This window comes from Mesorhizobium sp. M0954, assembly GCF_040319155.1.
Taxonomy (GTDB): Bacteria; Pseudomonadota; Alphaproteobacteria; order Rhizobiales; family Rhizobiaceae; genus Mesorhizobium.
The window spans coordinates 63,179-84,244 of the sequence record NZ_JAMYNR010000021.1 but is presented as its reverse complement, the minus strand read 5'-3'; the positions used below and the strand labels follow the sequence as shown (position 1 = coordinate 84,244).

Below are 21,066 nucleotides of genomic sequence, written 5' to 3'. Positions count from 1 at the left end.
GCGCGAAAGATCGCGACGGAGCGGCTCTGAACCGCAGCACTCAGGGCGTTCCACCAAGGCGCGGCGGCGGTGGCATGGCATCATCTATGGTGATGACACGCGCTTCCGATGGCAGCATGATCGGAATGCCGTCCCGCACCGGATAGGCAAGCTTTGCCACCCGCGAGATAAGCTCGCCGCGCTCCGGATCCCAGGCGAGCGGCCCCTTGGTCAGCGGGCAGGCCAAGAGTTCCAGCAGTTTGGGGTCGACGGTCCTGTTCCCGTCACGTCCATCCGCCATTCGATCCATCCTTTCCACAAGGCAATCGGTTAAGGTTTCGAGCGCGGACTTCCCCTTCTCCCCCTTGTGGGAGAAGGCAAGAACCTACTGCAAACTCGAACCGAAATCCTCATTGTCGCGCGCCAGCGCCATTTCGGTGATGGCGATCAGGGTCTCGGCGCGTGTCTTCAGATCGGCCGCTTCGAGCAGCGCCTGTTTCTCGGCCGGCCCGTAGGGCGCCATCATCGACAGTGCGTTGACCAGCATGGCGTTTTCGGCGCGGCTGACGCTTTCCCAGTCGGCCTCCAGATCGTTAGCCTGCAGATAGGCGCGAAACGCTTTGAGCAGCGCCGGCCGGTCGATCTCGGCGTCTGCCTGCTCCTCGTCGAGATCGGCGAGAAAGGGTGCCAACCGGCACTGCCGGAACGGTGTTTTGACCGTGAGCTCCTGGACAATACGGAACCGGCACACGCCCTGCAGCGAAATCAGGTAACGGCCGTCGCCGCTCTCGGACAGCGCAATGATGCGCCCGGCGCAGCCGACATTGCAGAGCTCCGGCTCGCCGTCGGGACGCAGCGCACCGTTAAGGCTGGGCTGGATCATGCCGATCAGCCGCGGCCCGGCGATCGCCTCGTCGACCATCTGCAGATAGCGCGGCTCGAAGATGTTGAGCGGCATGCGGCCTCCCGGGAGCAGCAATGCGCCCTCAAGCGGAAAGATCGGCATGGTCGACGGTAAGTCCGCAGCGAGCCGGTAATGCGCGTTTCCCGCCTGCACCTCAATCCTCCGATCGCTTTGTCAGGAAGCGCACAAAATCCGTCTCCTCCCGGCCGGCACAAGGCGCAACACCGGAAACCTGAAATCGAACGCCGTCCGAAAACCTAATCTGGCGCAGCCGCGGCCTACCGCAAGCCCGCGCGACAAAACAGTCTGCGCCGGCTCAGGAAAACAGCAGCGACGACAGTTTGCGCCGTGCCGACAGCGTTGCTTCGTCGGTCATGCCCCATGCCTCGAAGAGCTGCAGCAACTGGGTTCTGGCGCCGTCGTCGTTCCACGAGCGGTCGGCCTTGATGATCGCCAGCAGATTGTCGGCCGCCGCCATGCGATCACCCTTGGCGTTCTGGATCATGGCAAGCTCGAACCGTGCCTGGTGATCCCCGGGATTTTCGGCCAGCCGCCGTTCCAGTTCCGCCGGATTGCCGAGCACTGCTGCTTGCGCGGCGAGCGCCATCTTGGCCCGCAGCGCGGCGAGCTGGGGCGCATCCTTCTTTGCTTCCGGCGCCCGCGCCAGCACCGCCTCGGCACCTTCGGCATCGCCGGCCTCGAACAGCAGATCGCCCAAGCCAGCGATCGCCTCGATTGTCTCCGGCGCCTGTTCCAGGATGGCATCGTAAATGTCGGCCGCCGTCTGCACGTCCCCGGCGTCGCGCGCTTCGGCGGCCGCGGCCAGCGCCTCGGCAACTTGCGGCGCACCGCCGTTCTTGCCGCCGACCTTCTGGATGAATTGCGTGATCTGACTCTCGGGAATGGCGCCCATGAAGCCGTCGACCGGCTGGCCGTCCTTGAAGGCAATGACCGCCGGTATCGACTGGATGCCAAGCTGGCCGGCGATCGATGGATGGTCGTCGATATTCATCTTGACCAGCTTGACCTTGCCACCGGCGGCTTTCACCGCCTTCTCCAGCAGCGGCGTCAATTGCTTGCAAGGGCCGCACCACGGCGCCCAGAAATCGACCAGCACCGGCTGGTGACGCGATTCCTGGATCACGTCGGCGGCAAATCCAGCGGTCGTTGTGTCCTTGATGACGTCGGCCGGCGCCTCCGCAAGCGCGACCTTCTCACGCGCGGCATCGGTGCCACCATATTGCACGGTGGTGGCATACCGGCCGCCATTGCTGCCAAATGGGCCGCCAAAGGGGTTGCTATCACTCATCTCGTCGCCTTTCGGTCGCGCCGCCGGCCAAGGGACGGGCGCAACATCCTTCTTTAGAACCCGGTTTCAGTCACCCATGTGGCGATCATGCCGAGACTTTCAAGATAACAGCATCATGTCCGGTTGCCTCGACGAACTTGACCAGGTCCGCGGCAGCGATGGAAGTCGTCGCTTCGTTGGTCAGCGGGTGGGCATTGACCACCGCATGGCTCATCAGCTCCTCGTCCAACACGACCTTGATCCTTCGCTCGGTGTCGTTGATCAGCCCGAACACCGTCACCGCGCCCGGGACGACGCCGAGAAGCTCCATCAGCATCTCCGGCCGGCCGAAGGACACGCGCCCGCCAGCGCCGATCAGATGGTGTATATGCTTGAGATCGACCACCGCCTCCTCGCCGACGCTGACCAGGAAGAAATTGTCCTTCTTGTCCTTGAGGAACAGGTTCTTGGTATGGCCGCCGGCAATCTCGCCGCGCAGCGCCTGCGAATCGGCGACCGTGAACAGCGGCGGATGCCGCCGCGTCGATACCTCGATCCCGAGTCCGGCGAGAAAGGCGAAAAGTTCGGCTTCGGTCTTCGGCATCGGTCTTTCTTCTGATGGCCCGCTTTCAACTGCTTGTTCGACTAACGCCGTTTACGGCCAATGATGCTGCCAAGACAAGCCCGTCGCGCAACGCGGGGGCGATTGCCTTGCGACGTCTCGCAGGAGGCTTGTCCGCATTGTCGACGAAGCAAAAAGCCTGCGAATTCCCTGTTGCAATCGCCGCGCTCTTCAGCCATATAGGCGCGGCTTGCGGCCCAAAAGCCGCGCGAGCGGGTGTAGCTCAGGGGTAGAGCACAACCTTGCCAAGGTTGGGGTCGAGCGTTCGAATCGCTTCACCCGCTCCAGTTTCCTTGAGGGGAACCAAGCGATTAAGAGGCGCCTTTCGGGGCGCCTTTTGCTTACGTGGCGAAAAGAGTGTCCCTGCCATGAGCGATGCGCGGAAAGCCGCACTGTGACCAGCAGGTGTCACAGCTCTTCTATTCCGTTGTGCTAGCTTTTTTTCTGCGCCGAATAGTGTGCGACTGCGCGACGGCCATTTTCAACTCGGGCGTGATCTCCAACGGTGCATTCTCTGCCCCATGTTGGTTCTGTAGCCCCTGGACCTGGACGGTCGGAAATGGGAGTTCGATGCCCTGTTCCTTGAAGACCTGGCGGAGGCGTACATAAAATTTGCGTTTCATACCGAAGGCACCTCCCGGCTTGGTTGTGGCCTTGACCCTCAATACGATGCCGTATTCGCCGAACTCCTGTACGCCCTGCATCTTGATCGGGTCGAGCACCCAGTGTTTGAACTCGGGATCTTCCGCCAGTTCGAGGCCGATCCGCTTGATCAGCTTGCGAGCGAAGTCGATATCGGTGTCATAACCAACGGTGATGTTGAATTTGTCGATAACCCAGTCACGGCTCTGGTTCTGGACTGCCCCGAGTTCACCGAAAGGTATTGTGAACAGCGGACCACGATGGTGGCGCAGCTTCACCGAGCGCAGCGAAAAGCTTTCCACAGTACCCTTGTAATTGCCCGATGAAATGTATTCGCCAACACGGAACGCATCATCGAGCAGAAAAAACACGCCTGAAATGACGTCCTTGACAATGGTTTGTGCCCCAAAGCCCACGGCGACGCCGACGACGCCAGCGCCGGCGATCAATGGGCCGATCTGGATACCCAGCGAGGCGAGCATCATAAGCACCGCCATCACGATGATCGATGCGAGCAGAATATTCTGGAGGATCGGCAAGAGCGTATGCAGCCGCGCCTGCTGCGGATCGAGGATCGGGACGTCCTCGTCGCTGATCACAGGGTGCGGTGTTTCGATGCCCAGCTTTCGTTCGATCAAAGCTTTGATGATCGACCAGCCGAAGTCGGCGGCAAGGGCAATGACCACGACATTGATCAAGCCGCGCAATATGAATGTTGTCGTCGTATCGCTGTCCCGCATGGATTGCATGTCCAGACCCCAGACACGTGCGAGAAGGTAAGCCGCCGCCAGGATGAAAATCATTCGGATTCCGCGATCGATGACAGCGATCGTCACCGCCGGGATCGTGGGCCGGCCGACATCTTCCGAACCTGGCCGCAGAACGAAATTAACCCCGCGCTGCGTCACCACGATTGCCAAAGGCAGGAAGAATGCGGCGAAGGTGAACCAGAAGTATGTATAAAGGCCGGCGATACGCTGCAGGAACAGGACGACGAAATAAGCAGTCAATAGCCATGTCGCTTCCGTGTGACCGATGTGGCGCGCACCGTCTCGCTGCGTTCTTGGCCGACGCCAAATGGCGAGCAGCAGGAGCAGCAGCAGCACGAAATCGGCGACCAGTGACAGGACCGTCATTCCGTCCTGATCGATGCCGAGACCTGGCAAGAGGATAAACGCGGCGCCGAAGAAGGCGAAGACGCCGACGATCCGGGGTAGCCAATAGGACCAATGGTCAGCCGCTTCGTTGGTGATCGGCAAAGCACGAACCTCGACGGCGTTCTCGACGTTCATGAAGGAAGGGACGAGCGTCGCCATGACGTACATGCGCACACCCCATGTAACGACTGCCGCCATCAGAAATGTCAGTACAATCTCGCGGATAAGCATCGGCCAGTCGAACAACATGAACGCGCCGGCGCTGCCCAGTGCGAAAGAGACTATCAGCATGCTGGAATAAAGCAGGCGGCCACCAATCTTCTTGGCTCGCCCAACGGGCGTATCCTTCGGTTGCGCGATAATCCAAAGACGAAATGGACGGGTGAGCTTGAACGTTGCCCAAGTGAGTGCCAGGCCGGCAGCGATGAACATTGCAATCAGCACAAATACGCCGGCGGGCCCCCTGCTGGACATATCCTCCATCGTCTCTGCCCGAACGCGCGCGAACTGGCCTGGCAGCAAGGGCAAAGTTCGCACGATTCTTTCGATATGATGCCTGATCCCATCGAGCGTCGAGGATGCCATCGTATTCATCTGGCCTGGTGCGGCCACGGCGCCGGACGATGCGTCGGTCGGCGAAGCCCCTCTCTCGGCGGGCGCTCCCGTTGACCCGGCGTCCTGATTTCGCTGTTCGGCCACCCAGGCCTTCACTGACGGATCGTCGAGAAGCTCGAACAATTGTTTGACCCTTTCAGGCGGGACGGTCGCCGGCGCCTGCGCTTGCGCCTGACCAGCCAACAAAAGGGCGATCCCAAAGACGAGCGGCCTGGCAATCAGGGCAAACATCGCAGTCAGGTCTCCGAGACGCCGTGCCGGGCGCGCCAGGTTCCTGGCTCCAAATCGTCGAGTCATGAGTGGCATCGTGCTGTTAACCTTCCGATCAGATCGGCGAGCAACGACATCTATGTCCGTTGTTGCCCTACCTTGAAGAAACCGATGTTGCGGTGCAAGACGTCACCGTTCCGAGCCAGACCGCTGTGCCGGGTACGTGGCGGTGTTTATTTAGCCGCCGGGGGCAGGGCATTCCGACCTCGGCCCAGGCCTCCGGCCGTTCTATGAACTGGGCATCGACGTTAAATCTCAGGAACTGATTTCCTGAGATGACCAGGACAGACCTTTGGCGGTCACTCGGTGGTCAACTGCTTCGCGCACCGCTGCGGACATTCGAAACCATGATGTTGCTTGAGATGCAATGCGCTTCCGGGTCGGCACTGCCATGCGGCAAATCAGGCCGGGAGCCGCCACATTCGCACACGACCTGTACCACGCAATTCCGTTTCCTGGAGTGGGTCGCAAGCAAAATTTGGTCCAAGCAGTTGATGAGTTGCATCCGAAATGCGGATTTCATCGGGCTCCGCGGACGTTTGGATACGTGCGGCGAGATTAACGGTGTCGCCCCATAGGTCATAGGCAAACCGCCTTTTGCCTATGACGCCCGCCACGATTGGTCCTGAGTGAATTCCAATTCTGAGTCTTATCGGTTCTCCTGCGAAGCGTTCGCGCTTAACCGCCTTCCGCAGTTCAAGTGCATAGTGCGCAAGGGCTTCCGCATGATCGGATCGCGCGGTAGGCAGGCCAGCGACCACCATCACACAATCGCCGATTGTCTTGATCTTTTCGCAGCCGTATCGCTCCGAGAGCAGATCCGCCGCCTTGAAGAAGTAATTTAAAATAGCGAGCGTCGTCACGGCTCCGACGCTCCGCGCTCTTTCCGTAAAGCCGACGATGTCGGCAAAAAGCACACTCACCTCCGCATGGTTGTCTGCAATTTGTTCGTGCGCTTTTAGCCGCTCCGCGATCGACGCCGGAAGAATGTTGAGGAGTAGGGCTTCGGCGCGCTGGTATTCACGCGACAATCCCTCTTGGCTCGCCCTCAACGCCTCGTTTGTCGATTGTAATTTCTCGTTGAGTTGACGCTCCCTCTCTTGCAGAAGCGTCATTTCATAAGCCTTCTGTTGAAGCCGCTGCCTATTGTCGCGTTCGGCAGTGGCGTCAAGAAAGAGCAGCCACACGCAGGCATTGTCAGCAAAAAGATGGAGGTCCGCGACACGCCCGCTGGGCAGTTCGACCATGGCCATATCATATGGAAGCTCCGGGCAAGGCAATAAACCTTCCATGAATTCAAGCTGCTCGGCAACAGGCTTACCTATGCGAACTGACGAGAGTCCGTAATGGTTAACGTTACCGCCCTTCGCAGCTATGCAAAGCTGGGCGTCGATTTTCAGATATGCGACCGAGCGCTCCTTGTAGAAGAAATCGTAAATCCAGCTTCTAACTTCTCTTGGCAAGACATCCATGGTTTATTTGCTGACCATCGAAGCAAGTTGACGAAACGCATCATCAACATGTTCGCCCGAAAGCGCACTTGTCAGATAGATTTGCCATCCAAGTTGCCTCAGTTCGTCAATTTCACTATCCGATATTGCCCATCGATCGGCCAGATCGGATTTGTTGAACAGCAATACAAACGGCATAGCGCCGAATTCAGCCTCGGCCCGCTCGCGCAACGTGAGCGCAACGGCAAGAGTAGCAGCGCGTGTTCCATCGACGACAAGCACGAGCCCACTCGCACCTCGCACATAGCTGACGCGGAATGAGCCGATATCGTCTTCGCCGGCCAAATCCCACAAAATCAGATCCACGGTTTTGTCCGGGAATGCGACACTCTTCTTGTCGATTTTCACTCCCACCGTGGTCAAGTAGGTTTCTGAAAAGATGCTTTGCACAAACCTGCGAACCAGACTCGTCTTTCCGACAGCGAACCCGCCCAACATACAGATCTTCTTTTGCAATATCCTGGGCTCCGCCTAGTGGAAGTTTACCGTAACCGAAACTCTGCGGTTGGCGGAGTTCCCGGTTCGGCTATTTTCAATCTCCGCTGGCTCAAAGGTGCCCGCGCCGCGAACCAAGAGCAACTCCGGATCGACGCCGCGCTTCTTGAGAAGCGCACGAACTGTCTCCGCGCGCGCGGCGCTGATCGACAACTTGGCCGTTTCACGGCCCGTCTCGTCCGAATGGCCGGTCAACATGAACTGTGCTGTTACGCCTGCCTTGCGGGCGTCCTCGGCCAATTCCTTCAACTGATTCGCCAATTTGTCGAGAACCGGCAGTTGCTCTGGTCCCGGTACAGCCTTGCCAGAATCGAAGAAAATGTTGACCGCTTGAATAGCCTCCCTCAAATGAGTGAGTTGCGGAGGGGTCAACTCACGCAGCTCGGAGAGTTCTAGAGAGAGTCCGTCCGCGGACAGCTGTTGGGCGGCGACCCGCGCCCGATCTATCCAGGCGGCAGGAGCTTCACCCTGGGCAACGATGCGATCCTTGATGATCGAAAGCCGTACTGAATCCGGCGGAGTCAGCGACGCCATCAGCCGCTTCACCACGAACTTCGGATCAAGGCTTTGATAGAATTGCCACTGTGAATGAACGCGAGCAGGATCGACCCCTGTTCCGGACAGCAGAGCCTTCGGGTCGGCGGCCTGCGGGTCTCTCAGGCCGGAAATATAGAAATGTCCCCCCCTCGCCGTTTGTTGGGCGACGATGATTCCCGCTTGGGCCTCCAGTCGCGACACATAAGTCTGCCAGTGCTCCGCCGCGCGTGCCTCGGGGCTCACATCACGAACCTTGGAGATGTCGAATTCCGGTCCGCCTGCCGAGAGCTGTCGGGCCGCTGCGCGTGCGCGGTCTATCCAGATGTCGGGAGCCTCACCCTCGGCAATGATGCGATCCTTGACGATCGAAAGCCGTACTGAATCCGGCGGGGTCAGCGATACCATCAGCCGCTTCAGGACGAACTTCGGATCAAGGCTCTGATAGAATTGCCACTGCGAATGAACGCGGGCGGGATCTACCTCCGTTCCGGACAGCAGAGCCTGCGGGTCGGCGGCAAGCGGGTCTCTCAGGCCGGCAATATAGAATTGGCCATCACGCACCTTTTGTTGGGCGACGATGATTCCCGCTTGGGCCTCCAGTCGCGACACATAAGTCTGCCAGTGCTCCGCCGCGCGTGCTTCGGGGCTCACATCACGAACCCTGGAGATGTCGAATTCCGGTCCGCCTGCCGAAAGTTGTTGGGCCGCTGCGCGCGCCCGATCTATCCAGGTGTTGGGAGCCTCACCCTCGGCAACGATGCGACCATTGACGATCGAAAGTCGTACTGAATCCGGCGGAACCAGCGACGCCGTTAGCCGCTTCAATACGAACTCCGGATCAAGACTCTGATAGAATTGCCACTGTGAATGAACGCGGGCGGGATCGACCTGCGTTCCGGCCAACAGCGACTGCGGGTCGGCGGCAAGCGGGTCTCTCAGACCGGCAATATAGAATTGGCCATCACGCACCTTTTGTTCGGCAACGATGATGCCCGGCTGGGTCCCCAGTCGCGACACATAGGTCTGCCAGCGCTGCACGGATTGCCAGGAAAGAAAGAACCAACCGCCTGCCGGAATCAAAACCAGCAGGACTGCAGCCACGACCAGCCACGGAAATCCCTGGTTTGATTCCTCCTGCTTCAGTTCAACGCAGGTCTGCAACTGCGTCTCTACGCCGGCCAACTGCGAACTGTCGCCGTCAAACTGCTCTAGAGCCTGTGAGCATTCATCATGGATGCGAAGCAATACATCGCGAATTATTTCATGTAATTCCTCCGGCGGATTTCCCCGGATCACCGCAACCAAGGTCGCAAACGGTCCAACTTCCGACCAGAGACGAAGCTCTCCGAAACGAATGGTATCCAGGCCGCTCTGTTCTTTCTCGTTGAATGAGTCTTTTACAAAATCTTGAATTGCACTAAGCATAGAAGAAATGAGTTGAGGATCTTCGCTAGTTGCGTTATCGGCAGTTACATGCGCTATCAAAAGCCCGGAATTGCGATTGATTAGAAAGACGTGTTCTACACGATAAACAAGAGAATGCTTAAGAACAACTTCTGAGAAGCTTGCTCCTGTTCTCCACGCTTCAAGTCTCCACTTGAGCCCGTGCCAGGTAAATATATGTCTTAAAGTTTCATTCAACGATTGAAAGGTCTGGTCGATCTTTTCGCCGATCGACTTGCGAATAGCCGGCAGAAACACCGGGTACAATATATCCGTCAGCGTACGCGGGCTCTTCTGGATGGACCGTTGCACGGCCCTCTCGACAGCTGGCGCAAGGGCCTCTCCGAGTTGCGCATGAGGCGCACGTGCGGCTGCACTGGGGAGAACGCTCCCCACTGCAGCCGCAAGCTGCTCGGGTTCGTCGAGCAGGTGCGTAACTCGTGAAAGCTCCGAAATTTCGCGGCCGACCAGCAACTGGCGCAGCGTTTCCATGCGAGGGTCGGCGGTTGGGATTCCGTCGAGACGCGCACGATAGTCCGGATCAACGTTCCGGGCAATTTCGATCAAAAGGCGAGCCAGCGCCTCGCGATCAATCTCTGTATCGTTCGAAGCTGCTCTTTGAGGGAGGCTGATTGGGTCGACAGTCGACGTCAAGTTCCGATCAACTCACTTTCCAGGTACGCTCCGAGTTGTTCTTGCTGCCGACGGGATCCTGATTTAGACATTTTGCAACCTCAACAAACAGGCCAGCCAAAAGATTTCGGTCGGTCTTGACATTGCCAAGATCGGAAAACATTTTCTCCATCAGCATCTGAATGCTTTCATTCTTTTGCTTGATTTCCTCACGCAGCAAATGATCGTTTCGATTTATCCGGTCCGCAACTTCCCGCTCAAGCTCGCTCAACTGATCCGACAACGCGCGCACCTGCTTTTCGAGCGCCTGATTTTGCTCGCGAAGATTCCGATCAATCTCCTTATCGGCGTCGGCTCGCGCGTCTTTTTCGTTCCGCAATTGCGCCGCAAGCGAGTCAACCTGCTTCTTTGCATTTGACTCGTACATTTCAAGATTGCGCTTGGCCTCGGATTCGACATCCTTGAAGCGCTGCAAGACCCGTTCTTCAAGCTTGGAAAAGCGGCGGTCATAGTCCTGCATCTGGTTGCCGAACAGCAGATCACGTATCTTGTCGACACCTACAGCGTCGCCGGGGGCTCCGCTCTCGCGAGCCTGGCCCGCCATGAAGGTCAGCCCGCTTCCGTCTGCATTACTTATCAGATTTGCGTCCGCTTTATTTGCCGAAGAAGCGGTACTCGAAGATTCCTTGGCCATCCCATGCCCCTTCTTTTGAACATTGCCACAGCGCTAATTTAGCAACTGATAAACTTGCCAGTAAAATTGTCGACCCGCAAGCCGGAATCTTCGCGGCTTAAGTCGGTTCGAACGTCCCCATTCGGGTAGATTTCGACATGCGGCTCGATCCGGATCAGCTCGCGCTCGCGTCTTCGCCCGCGATCATCTTTATGCAGATGAAATGCGAGAGCGGAGATGCCCTGGCGCATCGACCCCAGCTCCAAGCCGTCGGGCATGCGCGCTGCCATTCAGCCTGTGTTCAAGTCTTTTTTGCCCGCCTCCAATTCGCCCTTATCTTGACAGGGCAGTGCTGCCAGCCGATGCCGTCATCCGGTTTTGACATTTGCCAACTCTTGCCGAAGAAAACGAAAGCTCGATGATCCAGGATGCTACCGCAGGGCGGTGTGGTACCGATGCTCAATGCCGAGCAAACCGTCGGCACAATGCGTGCCGGCATCCGCCGGCAGACCTGCCAGATACTGGATATAGTGGTGATGGACGATGGGTCGACGGACTGCGCCGAGAAAGATCAACACATCTTGTTCTACCTCGAACCAGGCGCGGGTAAGACGGCGTGGCGCATGATCCCTTGGTTTCAATCGTGGTTCCTGCGCACAACGCGGAGGTAACGCTGGCGCGCTCACTCGATTGCCTTCTTGATCAGGAAATAATGGATTGGGAGGCGATCATCGTCGACGACGCCTCCACGGACCGCACCCCTGCGATCATCGCCGGTTATGTAGAGCACGATGCCCGATTTCGGATGTTGAGCTCTTGCGCGCATAGCCCCGCCGGCGCGCGCAATAGCGGGATTTCGAAGGCGCGCGGCCACTGGCTCATGTTTCTGGATGCGGACGATTGGGTGGATGCCAGCTTCCTTGCCAAAATGCTGGCCGCACTGAAATCCGCTCCCGATGCAGTGGCTGCCTATTGCGGTTCCCGACGCGTGATGCCCGATGGCGAACTCACGGCGTCGAGCATCGCAACGGAGGTTGCGATTCAACCCTTCGAAACGTTCGCCCGCCGGTGTGCCGTCCGCACTCACGCGCTGCTGGTCGATCGGGAGATAATTGTCGAGTTGGGCGGTTTCGACGTGTCGCTGCGCACCTGCGAGGACTGGGATCTGTGGCAGCGCCTCGCACGTCTAGGCAAAAATTGGGTGATGGTCGACGAGCCGCTCGCTTTCTATCGGGCCAGCCCCAACGCGCTCAGCCGCAATTCGGCGCAGATGCTGGCAGATGGCGAAGTCGTGATCGCTCGCGGCTTTTCCGCCGATCCCAGGGTCAAACACCCGGCATCGGCTCACGCCAATGGAGCGACCGACGCGAACGGCCACACCGCTTCAGAAGCACTCGCGTGGTTCGCGTTGTGGAACGCCGCATCGGATTGCGGCTGCGGCTCGCGCTCGATCAACCCGCAGTCCCTGCGCGCGCTCCCAGCAGGACGTAAGTGGGCGCGTGAGATCGCCAAGGTGGCCGTCGATGGCCTTATGGTAGGAAGCCTGTCGGTGCCAGCGCAATTGGCTGCCAGGTGGGACAGGTTCGGCGCTTCCCTCACCGAGTTGATCCTCGAACTCGGCAAGGTCTGGAATAATCCGGACGCGGCTCGCCGCGTGCAGTATCACTTTGAGCAAATGCTGCTCGATGTCGACGATCTTGCCGCGCCGCGCAGGCTGGCGCGGACACTTGGAATTCGTGTCGACGTGCGAAATCCGGCCTCGATCGAAGTACCGAAAGGAATCGATCAAATCTATGCCCATCTGATGATGGATGGCCAGATCGAGGCTCTCGTGCAGTTCGGCGTACTCGGGAGAGTGACGAGGCGTCATTGGATTGAATTGATCCTGAATTTCCTGCCCTCTGAGCGGCCTATGCACAGTGCCGCGCGACTTGCGAGGCGATCGCCTGTAGATGCACCGCAAAAGGGCGCCGGTGCCGACAAGTCAAACATGTCTGCAGCCGAGGCATTGTTGTCCATGGCGGGACGCCGGTCTGATCAGGACAGCCATTTCGGCAAACTTGCGGGATTGGCCGCGGAAGCGCAGGCGCTGGTTCGGTCGAGCGCCGAAACTAAAGAGCCTTTTGCAGCGCCGCGCCGTGCACGGGCCGCGGATGGGCGCGACAATGACCGCACATCTTTCTGGAATCGCCATTTTGCGATCGAGGATCCCTGGAACTACGGTTCGCCCTATGAGCAGGAAAAATATGAGCGGCAGCTCGAAATTCTGCCTGCCGGTCCCATCGGACGGGCGCTTGAGCTGGCCTGCGCGGAGGGCCACTTCACGCGGCAGCTGGCGCCGCGCGTGGGCCATTTGACCGCAACTGACATCTCCGCCGTAGCCGTCGGGCGGGCGGGCGCGCGATGCAGTGATCAGCCGAACGTTGAGTTCGGCGTACTGGATTTTTCTGCGGACACGCTGCCGGGCGAGATGGATCTGATCGTCTGTTCGGAAGTGCTCTACTACCTGGACGATCTCACCGAGTTGCGGCGCATCGCCAAAAAACTTGTTGAGGCGTTGGCGCCTGGTGGCAGTTTCATCAGCGCACACGCATTCGTGCTACGAGACAATGTTGAAAGGACGGGCTTCGACTGGAACACATTCGGTGCACAAGCGATCTCAGAGACGCTGGCAGCGACCCACGGCCTCGTTCTCGAGCAATCGATCCAGACCGAGCTCTACCGCATAGACCGCTTCCGCCGCCTGTCACCAGGCGACGTGGCGACGGAACCGACGATAGATCATGTGCCAATCCGCGCCCCCATCGAAATCGGAGTCGCGCGAAATATCGTCTGGGGCGGGGCGCGGGCCTTGCGCCGCGACGTCGCACATAGCGAGCGGCGGCAGCGTATCCCTGTCCTCATGTATCACAGTGTCTCCGATGAAGGTCCGGCCGCGCTCGCCCGTTTTCGGCTCGCGCCCGCCGCATTCGCCAGCCAAATGACATGGCTGCGCGCCAATGGCTTTCACGCGATTAGCTCCGAGCAGCTGGAATGGTTCATCGCCAACCGTCAGCCTTTCGTTGGCCGCCCAGTGCTCATCACCTTCGATGACGGCTTCCAGAACTTTGCCGACCATGCCTGGCCGGCCTTGCGCGCGAACGACCTGACCGCGGAAGTGTTCCTGGTGACGGACTTGGTGGGTGAAAGTGCACAGTGGGACGCCTACAGCGGCCCGCCGACGCAGCTTATGGACGCCGGGACGGTGCGACGCCTCGCCGGCGAAGGTGCGTTCTTCGGAAGCCATCTGGCGACGCATCGCGCGATCGATGGTCTGTCGAGCTCTGACTTGGCCGCCGAGCTCCTGCGCTCTCGTATGTTCATCGAACGGTGGACCGGTCGGCCAACCGCGGCGTTCGCGGCACCCTTCTCTGTCACCGACCGACGGCTTGGCAGGCTGGCCAAGGAGTGCGGCTATCGAATCGGCTTCGGCGGCAGACACGGACCGGCGGACCTCGATTGCGATCCCATCGACCTTCCGCGCATCGAGATTCGTGGGGATCGTTCGCTCGATGACTTTGTTGCCGTTGTCGAGGCCGTGCTCGCATGAACCGTGAACTTGTCAGTGTCTAGATTCGTAACAAATTGGTTCCGCTTTTTATTCCGTGTCCCGCCCGCTTACCTCGTTCGCAAGTCTATTGGGCGACTTGCGATACGGCTGACATCAGCTCCTGCGGGCTTGGCGCCCCAAACATGTATCGCCCACCCTCTGGAACCTCCGTGAAGCTCCAGCGGACGATCCCCTGCCGGTCCAGCAGGAACTGACCGACCAATTGTCCGTGTCCCGTTGCTAGCATCTGCTCGTCGGCTTCGGTCAGCTCGTAATGGTCCCTCTTGTTGAGCATTTCACTGGCCGCAAGAGGATCCATAGGACCGGGCAACTCGCCTGGTATGTCGACCCGCATATCCTTTGCCGCTGCCATCGAGACCTTGTACGGCCAGTTCGTCTCGTTTTGGGTGAATTCGAGATTGGGCAGTCCAAAAGCACGATGTGAAGCGCGTTCAGGATCGGAGGCCGCAAGCAGATTCGGCATCGGATGGTAGCGGAAATAGAGACGCGCCCGTTCGATCGGCGTGTTGACCACCGTCAGGCTCTCCACGCCCCTTTCGCGCAGCTCCGGATCAAGCCGCGCCTGGGCGGCGATATGGCGCCGGCAAAACGCGCAATGCAGACCTCGAAACAGGCCGACCAGCACCGGTTTTTGGCCGCGAAAATCGTCAAGCGCGATCTTGCCTTCCTGGGTAATGGCGTCGAGTACCACGTTTGGCGCACGGTCGCCCGGTTGAAGCGGCACCAAGTCACTACGCGCGGACATTTCCAACCTCCAACCCCGGCTAGTCGAGAAAAGGCAGCACCACAAGCGCTTCCGGGTCGAGCCCGTGCTGGGCGCATATACCCTGCGCCAGGGAAAAGTAGCGTTCGGCCTCGGCCAGATTGTCGAGATCGAGATTAAGCGTTGCGAGACCATCATAACACGGAAACAGCAGTTGGGGTTCGCCCGTTTCGCGAGCTACGTCCAGTGCTTCGTGGAACAACCCAACCGCCAGGTCCGGGCGGCCGTTGCACTGGTGGATTTGCCCAAGCACGATCAAAGGCACCGGCAGGTGCTCGCGCTGGTCGAGCGCACGGTCGATCTCAATGGCCTTCTCGGCAGCGGGTACGCCCTCCGTTGGACAGCGATCCGTGAAAGTACAACAAGCGACCGCCAGATTGGCGAGGAGGCGCGCCTGGAAACCCAAATCACCAATACGGCGCGCCACTTCAAGACCGCGCCGACAGACCTCCATTGCCTTTGCGGGATCGATGGTCGTGTAAAGCACGCCGAGATTGGTGTAGCCGCGGCAGGCCGCGCCCAGCAGACCGGCGGCTTCGGCCAATTCAATGCTACGCTCAACCTGACGCACGGCCTCACGGTTTCGCCCAAGGCGAGCCAGCGCGACAGCCTTGGTATTGAGTGCCTCGGCGGTCACAAGAGTGGCATCACACCTTACCTCGGAGACATGCTCCGTTGTCAGTGTGCCTACGCAATCCAGCGCCGCGTCTGCCCATTTTGCCGCGAGAGCGTGATCTCCGCTACGGAACGCCTGTCGGCCACGTTCTTGCCACAGATGCGCCTGCTCGATCGGGGCATCCGCTCCATCGAGGAGCGCTGCCGCCTCGGCATAGCGGGGTTCTGCCTTGTCCCGCTTGCCGACATCCCAGAGTAGCCGACCGATCTTACGCAAAACTCGCGCCGAGGCGACGCGATTGGCTGACTCGCGGTATGCCTGCAACACCGTCTCGTAGTGGTGGTGCGCGATCTCACGGCGGCCTGCCGGGCCGCTCAAATCGGCAATGCGCTCTGCAATTGCCAGTTTGAGCGGTGTTTGCCCGATCGCGCCCAACGCAGTCAGTGCTCGCTCGTAGAAACGAAGGGCGTCGTCGTTGGCATATATCATGCGAGCGCGATCGCCTGCCGCCTGCAGGTAATGCGCGCCCTTCTCCCGCTCGGCGCTCTGTGCAAAATGATGACCCAGCACGGTCAAATCCTCGAGCCGTTCCGGCTCGTCGCCGCACAGTTGCTCCAAGGCAGCACCGATCCGCCCGTGGATTTCGGTCCGGCGTTGCAGGAGCAGATTCTGGTAGATCACGTCCTGCAGCAATGTTTGCGTAAAGCGGTAGCTTTGAGACGAGACCGAGCCTGATCCGGCAACTTCCTCGATGATTTCCGCATCGCAAAGCAGTTCGCAGCCGGCTTCGAGCCGGCCGGGGTCGGCTGTCACGGTTTTCAGAAGTGTGGCATCGAAGCGCGGGCCGATTACCGCGGCCTCCTGGGCCAACCGGCGCACCTCTTGGGGCAGCCGGTCGACGCGGGCAAGCAACATTGCCTGGATAGTGGCGGGGATGCCGGTTGCGACTTCGCCTGCCACAGTCCGCCATCGCTGGCCCTCTCGCACCAGTACACCGCGATCGATAAGGCCGCGAACGATTTCCTCTACAAAAAGGGGGTTGCCGCCCGCGCGCTCGAGGATCTGGTCGAGAAGCCCTCCCGCGGAGCTTACCCAGCTCTCGCCGAAAAGCGCTGCCAGCAGGCTGCGTCCGTCATCATTGTTGAGTGGCGGAAGCCTGAGCGCTGTGTGACTGACCCGACTTGAGTCGAGCTGGTCGTTGTCCGGCGCCGGACGATGCGTGACCAGCAACATCAACCGCGTGCGTTCCAACCTGTCCATCACGAAACGTAGTGCCTCGAGCGACACGGCGTCGGCCCAGTGCAGGTCTTCGACGACAATCAATAGCGGCGACAACGCAAGCCGCCGTTCGATGATTGTGCGGACTGCGTAGAGAATTTGCCGCCGCAGCTGCTCGGGCTCGACATGCTGCAAGGTGGCATCGGGGTCGCCAAGGCCAAGCACATGGTAGAGCAAAGGCATCAGCCGCTTCGCCTCCTCGCCCTGCAGGCCGAGATCGGCAAGCAAGCCTGCGAGCTTCCCCCGCATTTCGTCCCCATTGTCGTTTTGCATCATCCCGGCAGCGCTGCGCACCACTGCGCCCAAGGCGCCAAAAGATTGTTCACCCAGCGGTGAGCACGTGGCCTGCCGCACGGCGACGTTGCGAAAACGCTCGTCGTCGCCGACGCGGGCGACGAACTCACTCACCAGCCGCGATTTCCCGATGCCGGCTTCTCCGACGAGGCGGACAAGTTGGGCCGAGCCGCCGCACGCCTGGTCAAGGCTCGCCATCATTCTATTGAGCTCCGCACCACGACCTATTAGCGGCGCACTGAGGCCGAGCGCCTCGAGCCCGCGCGCTGCACGCGGCACCGCTAGCGGTGCGTCCAGTCGATGAACGAGCACGCTGCCAGCCTTGCCGCGAAACACGACATCACCCAGCGACTCATAAGAGAAGGCATGCCGGGTCAGCCTGTGAGTGAGCTCGCCTACCAGCACCTCACCCGGTGCGGCCAGCGATTGCAGGCGTTGCGCCGTATTCACTGTGTCGCCGGTCACGGAATAGGATCTGGCGGTGCCGATGCCCAATCCGCCAGTAACGACCGGACCAGTGTTTATGCCGATGTGGAGTAACAGAGGCGAGCCGGAGTGGGGGGTGCTTTCGCCGAGCCGCGCCGTCCGGGCGATCATGTCGAGAGCGGCACGAAGCGCGCGTTCCGGATCGTCCTCATGCGCGACCGGCGCACCGAACAAAGCGAGCAGCGCATCGCCGATGAATTTGTCGACGAACCCACCAAAGTTTCGCACGGCCGCCGTCAATTCCTTGAACAGTTTGTTCTGCAGCGCTTGCATGACCTCGGGGTCGAGCTGCTCGCTGAGTGTCGTAAAGCCGCAAAGGTCGGCGAACAGGACCGTTACCGTCCGGCGATCGGCGTCAGAGACGGGATGCAGCCCTTCTTCGCTTTCGATGTTCGGAAGCAGCGACGGAGTTCGAGAAGGCGACACAATGGTCCGGCTTGGTGCCGGAGCAGGCCGTTCGACGGCTTTTGCGGGCGCACCGACGCTTGCCCCGCATTTCGGACAGAACTCGAAATCAGGTGCGCAGGTGTAGCCGCAACTGGCGCATGGCACGGGCTGCCGCCTGCCACACCTCGGACAGAAGGCGTAACCGCCCTCAATCTCGAAACCGCAGCCCGAGCAGTCCATCGAACAAGACCTCACTAGTGGCCGTGACGGCGTGATCTCGCTCGCACTTCACGGCCAGGCTATTCACAAGGATGCACCGATAGCCGTCGGCGGGCAAGCGGCAGCGGGCGATCCGTGTGGGTCCGGTGGCAGACCGCTACCCATGACCTCTGATGCAACGGCTGGCTCGCAAACGCTGTCACCGACGTCTCGCGCGCGTTTCTGGCCGCCAGCTACGGTTATCTGGGCCGCTTCGCCGAGGCCCGCGCGCCATGGCAGGAGGTGCTTCGCGTCAATCGCGACTATTCGCTGGATACCGCTACAAAGTCTTGGTCTGCCACAAGAACCGGTCGATTTCGAACACGTGGTGGATGGGCTCCGCAAGGGCGGTGTGGTGCAATGACAGGTGAGGCCTGTGCGGCGGGGTCAGACGCCAGAGGCTCCCCGATGGATCGCCGTCGCTTGCGGTTGCGAATTAGGCTCAGGTCGGCTTGATCTCTGCCTGGCCGATCTTGCGCCATCTGGCGTTTTCGCGAACCAGTTTCAGGTCGTCGGTCGTCTCGGCAAATGTCCGCAATCGGTATTGCCGGAGCAGGTCCGGGAAGAGCGCTCCTTCCGGCAGGACGGCAAGCTGCTCGCGGACTGAGATCTTTTCATCGATGACCCGCATGCCCCAGGCATTTTCCCGAACCTGCAGTTCCGCGGCCAGATCGCGCTCTTCCGGCACGTTTTCGTCCAGCACGGCCAGAAGGATCGAGTGGAAAAGCGCTACATAGCCAATCTGTCTCAGGCCGCCCACGACCCGCACGCGCGGCAATATGGCAAGGACGAGGAACGTCAGGAACAAGTTCGGCAGCAGCACGCCGTCCAGCAGCGCCTGCCTGAGATACGGCCGCTCGAACGGGATGGAAAGACCTTGCGGCCTGTCGGGCTCGATCAGGTGCCCGTTCTCGAGAACGAGCTTGCGCACACGCTCCTCGCGGATGCCCCAGAAATAGTCCGTGGCATTGGGCAGGAATCTGCCAAACGGGCTCGATGCGGCCTCTTGCCAGGCATGTTCGAGACGCTGGCGTCTTGCGGGTTCAATCAGCAGCCTGGAAAGAAGGCTGCCGTCATATTCTAGATGCCGCGCCATGGCAGCCGCGGCGACCCGATCATCGACGAAAACCGGCAGGGCCATGCTGGCACGATCCCAATTGGCGACCAGATCCTCATTCAGTTCAGTCAGCGCATCGGCGGCGGTTTCAAACACCTTGTCCCGGCTGGCAAGCAGTGTGCCCAGCCAGCGGCTGCCATCCGTTTCATCGCCCACCGCTTCGAGCGCGCGCTTGTTGAGGGAGACGGGACCGGCCACGCAGGCGCTTTTGCGGCACAGTTTGTGGCGTCCCATGCCAAACAGGTTGACCTTGTCGTCGCCGACATCGAGCCATCCCGGCCCCTCCCGGCCAACTGTCTCCATGGTCATCGTCGTTCCCATGAAGCCGACGAAGGCCGACAGCCCGTTTTCGACCGCGCCGAGCCAGGCAAGCAGAAGGGCATCGAAGGTGATCCGGTCCATCAGAAGCAGGCAGTGCAGGCCGGACTGAATCACCGGTCTGTGCTCGAACTCGTCGAGGGCTTTGCCGATCTCCTCAGGCTGCATGATCCTACCGAGGCGCTGATGCAGGACTTCGCGCAGGATCGAGCGGGCGGCGATCGCCGGGCCCGATGCAGGCCTTGCCACCGGCCGCCACAGATGGCGGGCGTAATCGGAAACCGGTGCATTCCAGTTCTGCTCGATGTCGCGCACGACCTCCGGGCAGAGCAGCGACAGCACAGCCAGAATTTCCCGCGGAGGGGTAGGGGTTGGATCAAAGACGGCGGTCATTGGTCCCGTCTAGCCGCTTGCGGTGTAAACGCCAAGCGAGACCAGACTTGCTGGATGCGGCCGGCCCACATAGATCGTCAATTCGATCAAGGTGGTGTGAGACGAAATGACCGCATCCTACGCAGTTCTCCTTGAGCAATCCCCTGTTCGCTGACTCGATTGGCCAAACAGCTAAGGCAAACAGCGGATCTTAGAACCGCAGCCGGGCCATGCTCAGGAGGTCGTGGTACTGCCCGTCGGTAAAGCCGGCCTTCACATGCCGGCCTTCGATCTCAAAGCCGTGGCTCTTATAGAGACGGAGGGCCGCTTCGTTGTCGGCATAGACGGTCAATTCGACTCGCTTCAGGGCGCGCCAGTTGTCGGCCACGTCAAGCAGCGCGCCAAGTATGGCAGAGCCGATACCTTTGCCGACAAAGGCATCGTCAAGGCCGATATTGATCTCGCCGATGTGCGAACGGCGCGGTGAACCTTGCACGACCAGGCTGCCATGGCCGACGACCTTGCCGTCCAGCTCGGCAACGATCCAGGTGGTTTCCGGGCCGGACTTGGCAATGCGCCGCGCCACCTGCTCCACCATCTCGAAAGGCATCCTGAGCGTGCCCCAGCGGAAGCCCGGCATGTTGAAGATAGCGCAAAGCGCCTCCGCATCGCTTGACCGGACGGACCGCAGCAGCGGCTGGATTTTCTCGACGGGTGGCGAGGTCGTGCTGGTCATGGCGTTCCCGGCGAAGGCAATCGGCCCGGTACGATGCACCGGACGCCACCTGAAAATCCAGC

The 21,066-nt window shown here is 60.2% G+C and carries 15 protein-coding genes and 1 tRNA gene; 2 read left to right on the top strand and 14 right to left on the bottom strand.

What is annotated here, in order from left to right:
• Nucleotides 1–40: 40 nt before the first annotated feature.
• The 4 genes from NKH93_RS24715 to NKH93_RS24700 form a co-directional block, all read right to left on the bottom strand.
• Nucleotides 41–280 (bottom strand): Trm112 family protein, encoded by a 240-nt coding sequence (locus tag NKH93_RS24715; RefSeq protein WP_023675986.1) that lies wholly within the window; start codon nucleotides 278–280, stop codon nucleotides 41–43.
• 84 nt (nucleotides 281–364) lie between these two features.
• Nucleotides 365–1,036 (bottom strand): LON peptidase substrate-binding domain-containing protein, encoded by a 672-nt coding sequence (locus NKH93_RS24710; RefSeq protein ID WP_352470870.1) that lies wholly within the window; start codon nucleotides 1,034–1,036, stop codon nucleotides 365–367.
• Nucleotides 1,037–1,199: 163 nt separating this feature from the next.
• A complete protein-coding gene (gene trxA / locus NKH93_RS24705; protein WP_352458335.1) occupies nucleotides 1,200–2,192 on the bottom strand; it encodes a thioredoxin in 993 nt (330 codons plus the stop codon).
• An 85-nt stretch (nucleotides 2,193–2,277) separates the two neighbouring features.
• On the bottom strand, nucleotides 2,278–2,775 hold the full coding sequence (locus NKH93_RS24700; RefSeq protein WP_352921575.1) for a prolyl-tRNA synthetase associated domain-containing protein: 498 nt from the start codon (nucleotides 2,773–2,775) through the stop codon (nucleotides 2,278–2,280).
• Between the two features lie 230 nt (nucleotides 2,776–3,005).
• On the opposite strand from NKH93_RS24700, the gene NKH93_RS24695 reads away from it, so the two are divergent.
• A tRNA-Gly gene (locus NKH93_RS24695) sits at nucleotides 3,006–3,080 on the top strand.
• 132 nt (nucleotides 3,081–3,212) lie between these two features.
• Here NKH93_RS24695 and NKH93_RS24690 read toward each other — a convergent pair.
• The 6 genes from NKH93_RS24690 to NKH93_RS24665 form a co-directional block, all read right to left on the bottom strand.
• Nucleotides 3,213–5,438, bottom strand: a complete 2,226-nt coding sequence (locus NKH93_RS24690; protein ID WP_352921577.1) for a mechanosensitive ion channel family protein — start codon at nucleotides 5,436–5,438, stop codon at nucleotides 3,213–3,215.
• A gap of 440 nt (nucleotides 5,439–5,878) precedes the next feature.
• On the bottom strand, nucleotides 5,879–6,949 hold the full coding sequence (locus NKH93_RS24685; RefSeq protein ID WP_352470874.1) for an adenylate/guanylate cyclase domain-containing protein: 1,071 nt from the start codon (nucleotides 6,947–6,949) through the stop codon (nucleotides 5,879–5,881).
• Between the two features lie 3 nt (nucleotides 6,950–6,952).
• Entirely contained in the window at nucleotides 6,953–7,444 is a 492-nt protein-coding gene (locus NKH93_RS24680; protein ID WP_254818889.1) for a Rab family GTPase, read from the bottom strand.
• Between the two features lie 15 nt (nucleotides 7,445–7,459).
• Nucleotides 7,460–10,117, bottom strand: coding sequence for an OmpA family protein (locus NKH93_RS24675; protein WP_352921579.1), 2,658 nt, complete (start codon nucleotides 10,115–10,117; stop codon nucleotides 7,460–7,462).
• A 7-nt stretch (nucleotides 10,118–10,124) separates the two neighbouring features.
• A complete protein-coding gene (locus NKH93_RS24670; protein ID WP_352470876.1) occupies nucleotides 10,125–10,790 on the bottom strand; it encodes a DUF3450 domain-containing protein in 666 nt (221 codons plus the stop codon).
• Between the two features lie 38 nt (nucleotides 10,791–10,828).
• Nucleotides 10,829–11,059 carry a hypothetical protein gene (locus NKH93_RS24665; RefSeq protein ID WP_352972450.1) on the bottom strand — a complete coding sequence of 77 codons (231 nt, stop codon included), beginning with the start codon at nucleotides 11,057–11,059 and terminating at the stop codon, nucleotides 10,829–10,831.
• A 326-nt stretch (nucleotides 11,060–11,385) separates the two neighbouring features.
• On the opposite strand from NKH93_RS24665, the gene NKH93_RS24660 reads away from it, so the two are divergent.
• Nucleotides 11,386–14,358, top strand: a complete 2,973-nt coding sequence (locus NKH93_RS24660) for a trifunctional glycosyltransferase/class I SAM-dependent methyltransferase/polysaccharide deacetylase (RefSeq protein WP_352770068.1) — start codon at nucleotides 11,386–11,388, stop codon at nucleotides 14,356–14,358.
• 85 nt (nucleotides 14,359–14,443) lie between these two features.
• On the opposite strand, the gene NKH93_RS24655 is transcribed toward NKH93_RS24660, so the two are convergent.
• The 4 genes from NKH93_RS24655 to NKH93_RS24635 form a co-directional block, all read right to left on the bottom strand.
• Nucleotides 14,444–15,124 (bottom strand): peroxiredoxin-like family protein, encoded by a 681-nt coding sequence (locus tag NKH93_RS24655; RefSeq protein ID WP_352470916.1) that lies wholly within the window; start codon nucleotides 15,122–15,124, stop codon nucleotides 14,444–14,446.
• A gap of 19 nt (nucleotides 15,125–15,143) precedes the next feature.
• Nucleotides 15,144–18,443: an adenylate/guanylate cyclase domain-containing protein gene (locus tag NKH93_RS24650; RefSeq protein ID WP_352541943.1), complete on the bottom strand. Its 3,300-nt coding sequence runs from the start codon at nucleotides 18,441–18,443 to the stop codon at nucleotides 15,144–15,146.
• 460 nt (nucleotides 18,444–18,903) lie between these two features.
• Nucleotides 18,904–20,289 (bottom strand): hypothetical protein, encoded by a 1,386-nt coding sequence (locus NKH93_RS24640; RefSeq protein ID WP_352921584.1) that lies wholly within the window; start codon nucleotides 20,287–20,289, stop codon nucleotides 18,904–18,906.
• A 190-nt stretch (nucleotides 20,290–20,479) separates the two neighbouring features.
• Nucleotides 20,480–21,004 (bottom strand): GNAT family N-acetyltransferase, encoded by a 525-nt coding sequence (locus NKH93_RS24635; RefSeq protein WP_352921585.1) that lies wholly within the window; start codon nucleotides 21,002–21,004, stop codon nucleotides 20,480–20,482.
• Nucleotides 21,005–21,066 lie beyond the last annotated feature (62 nt).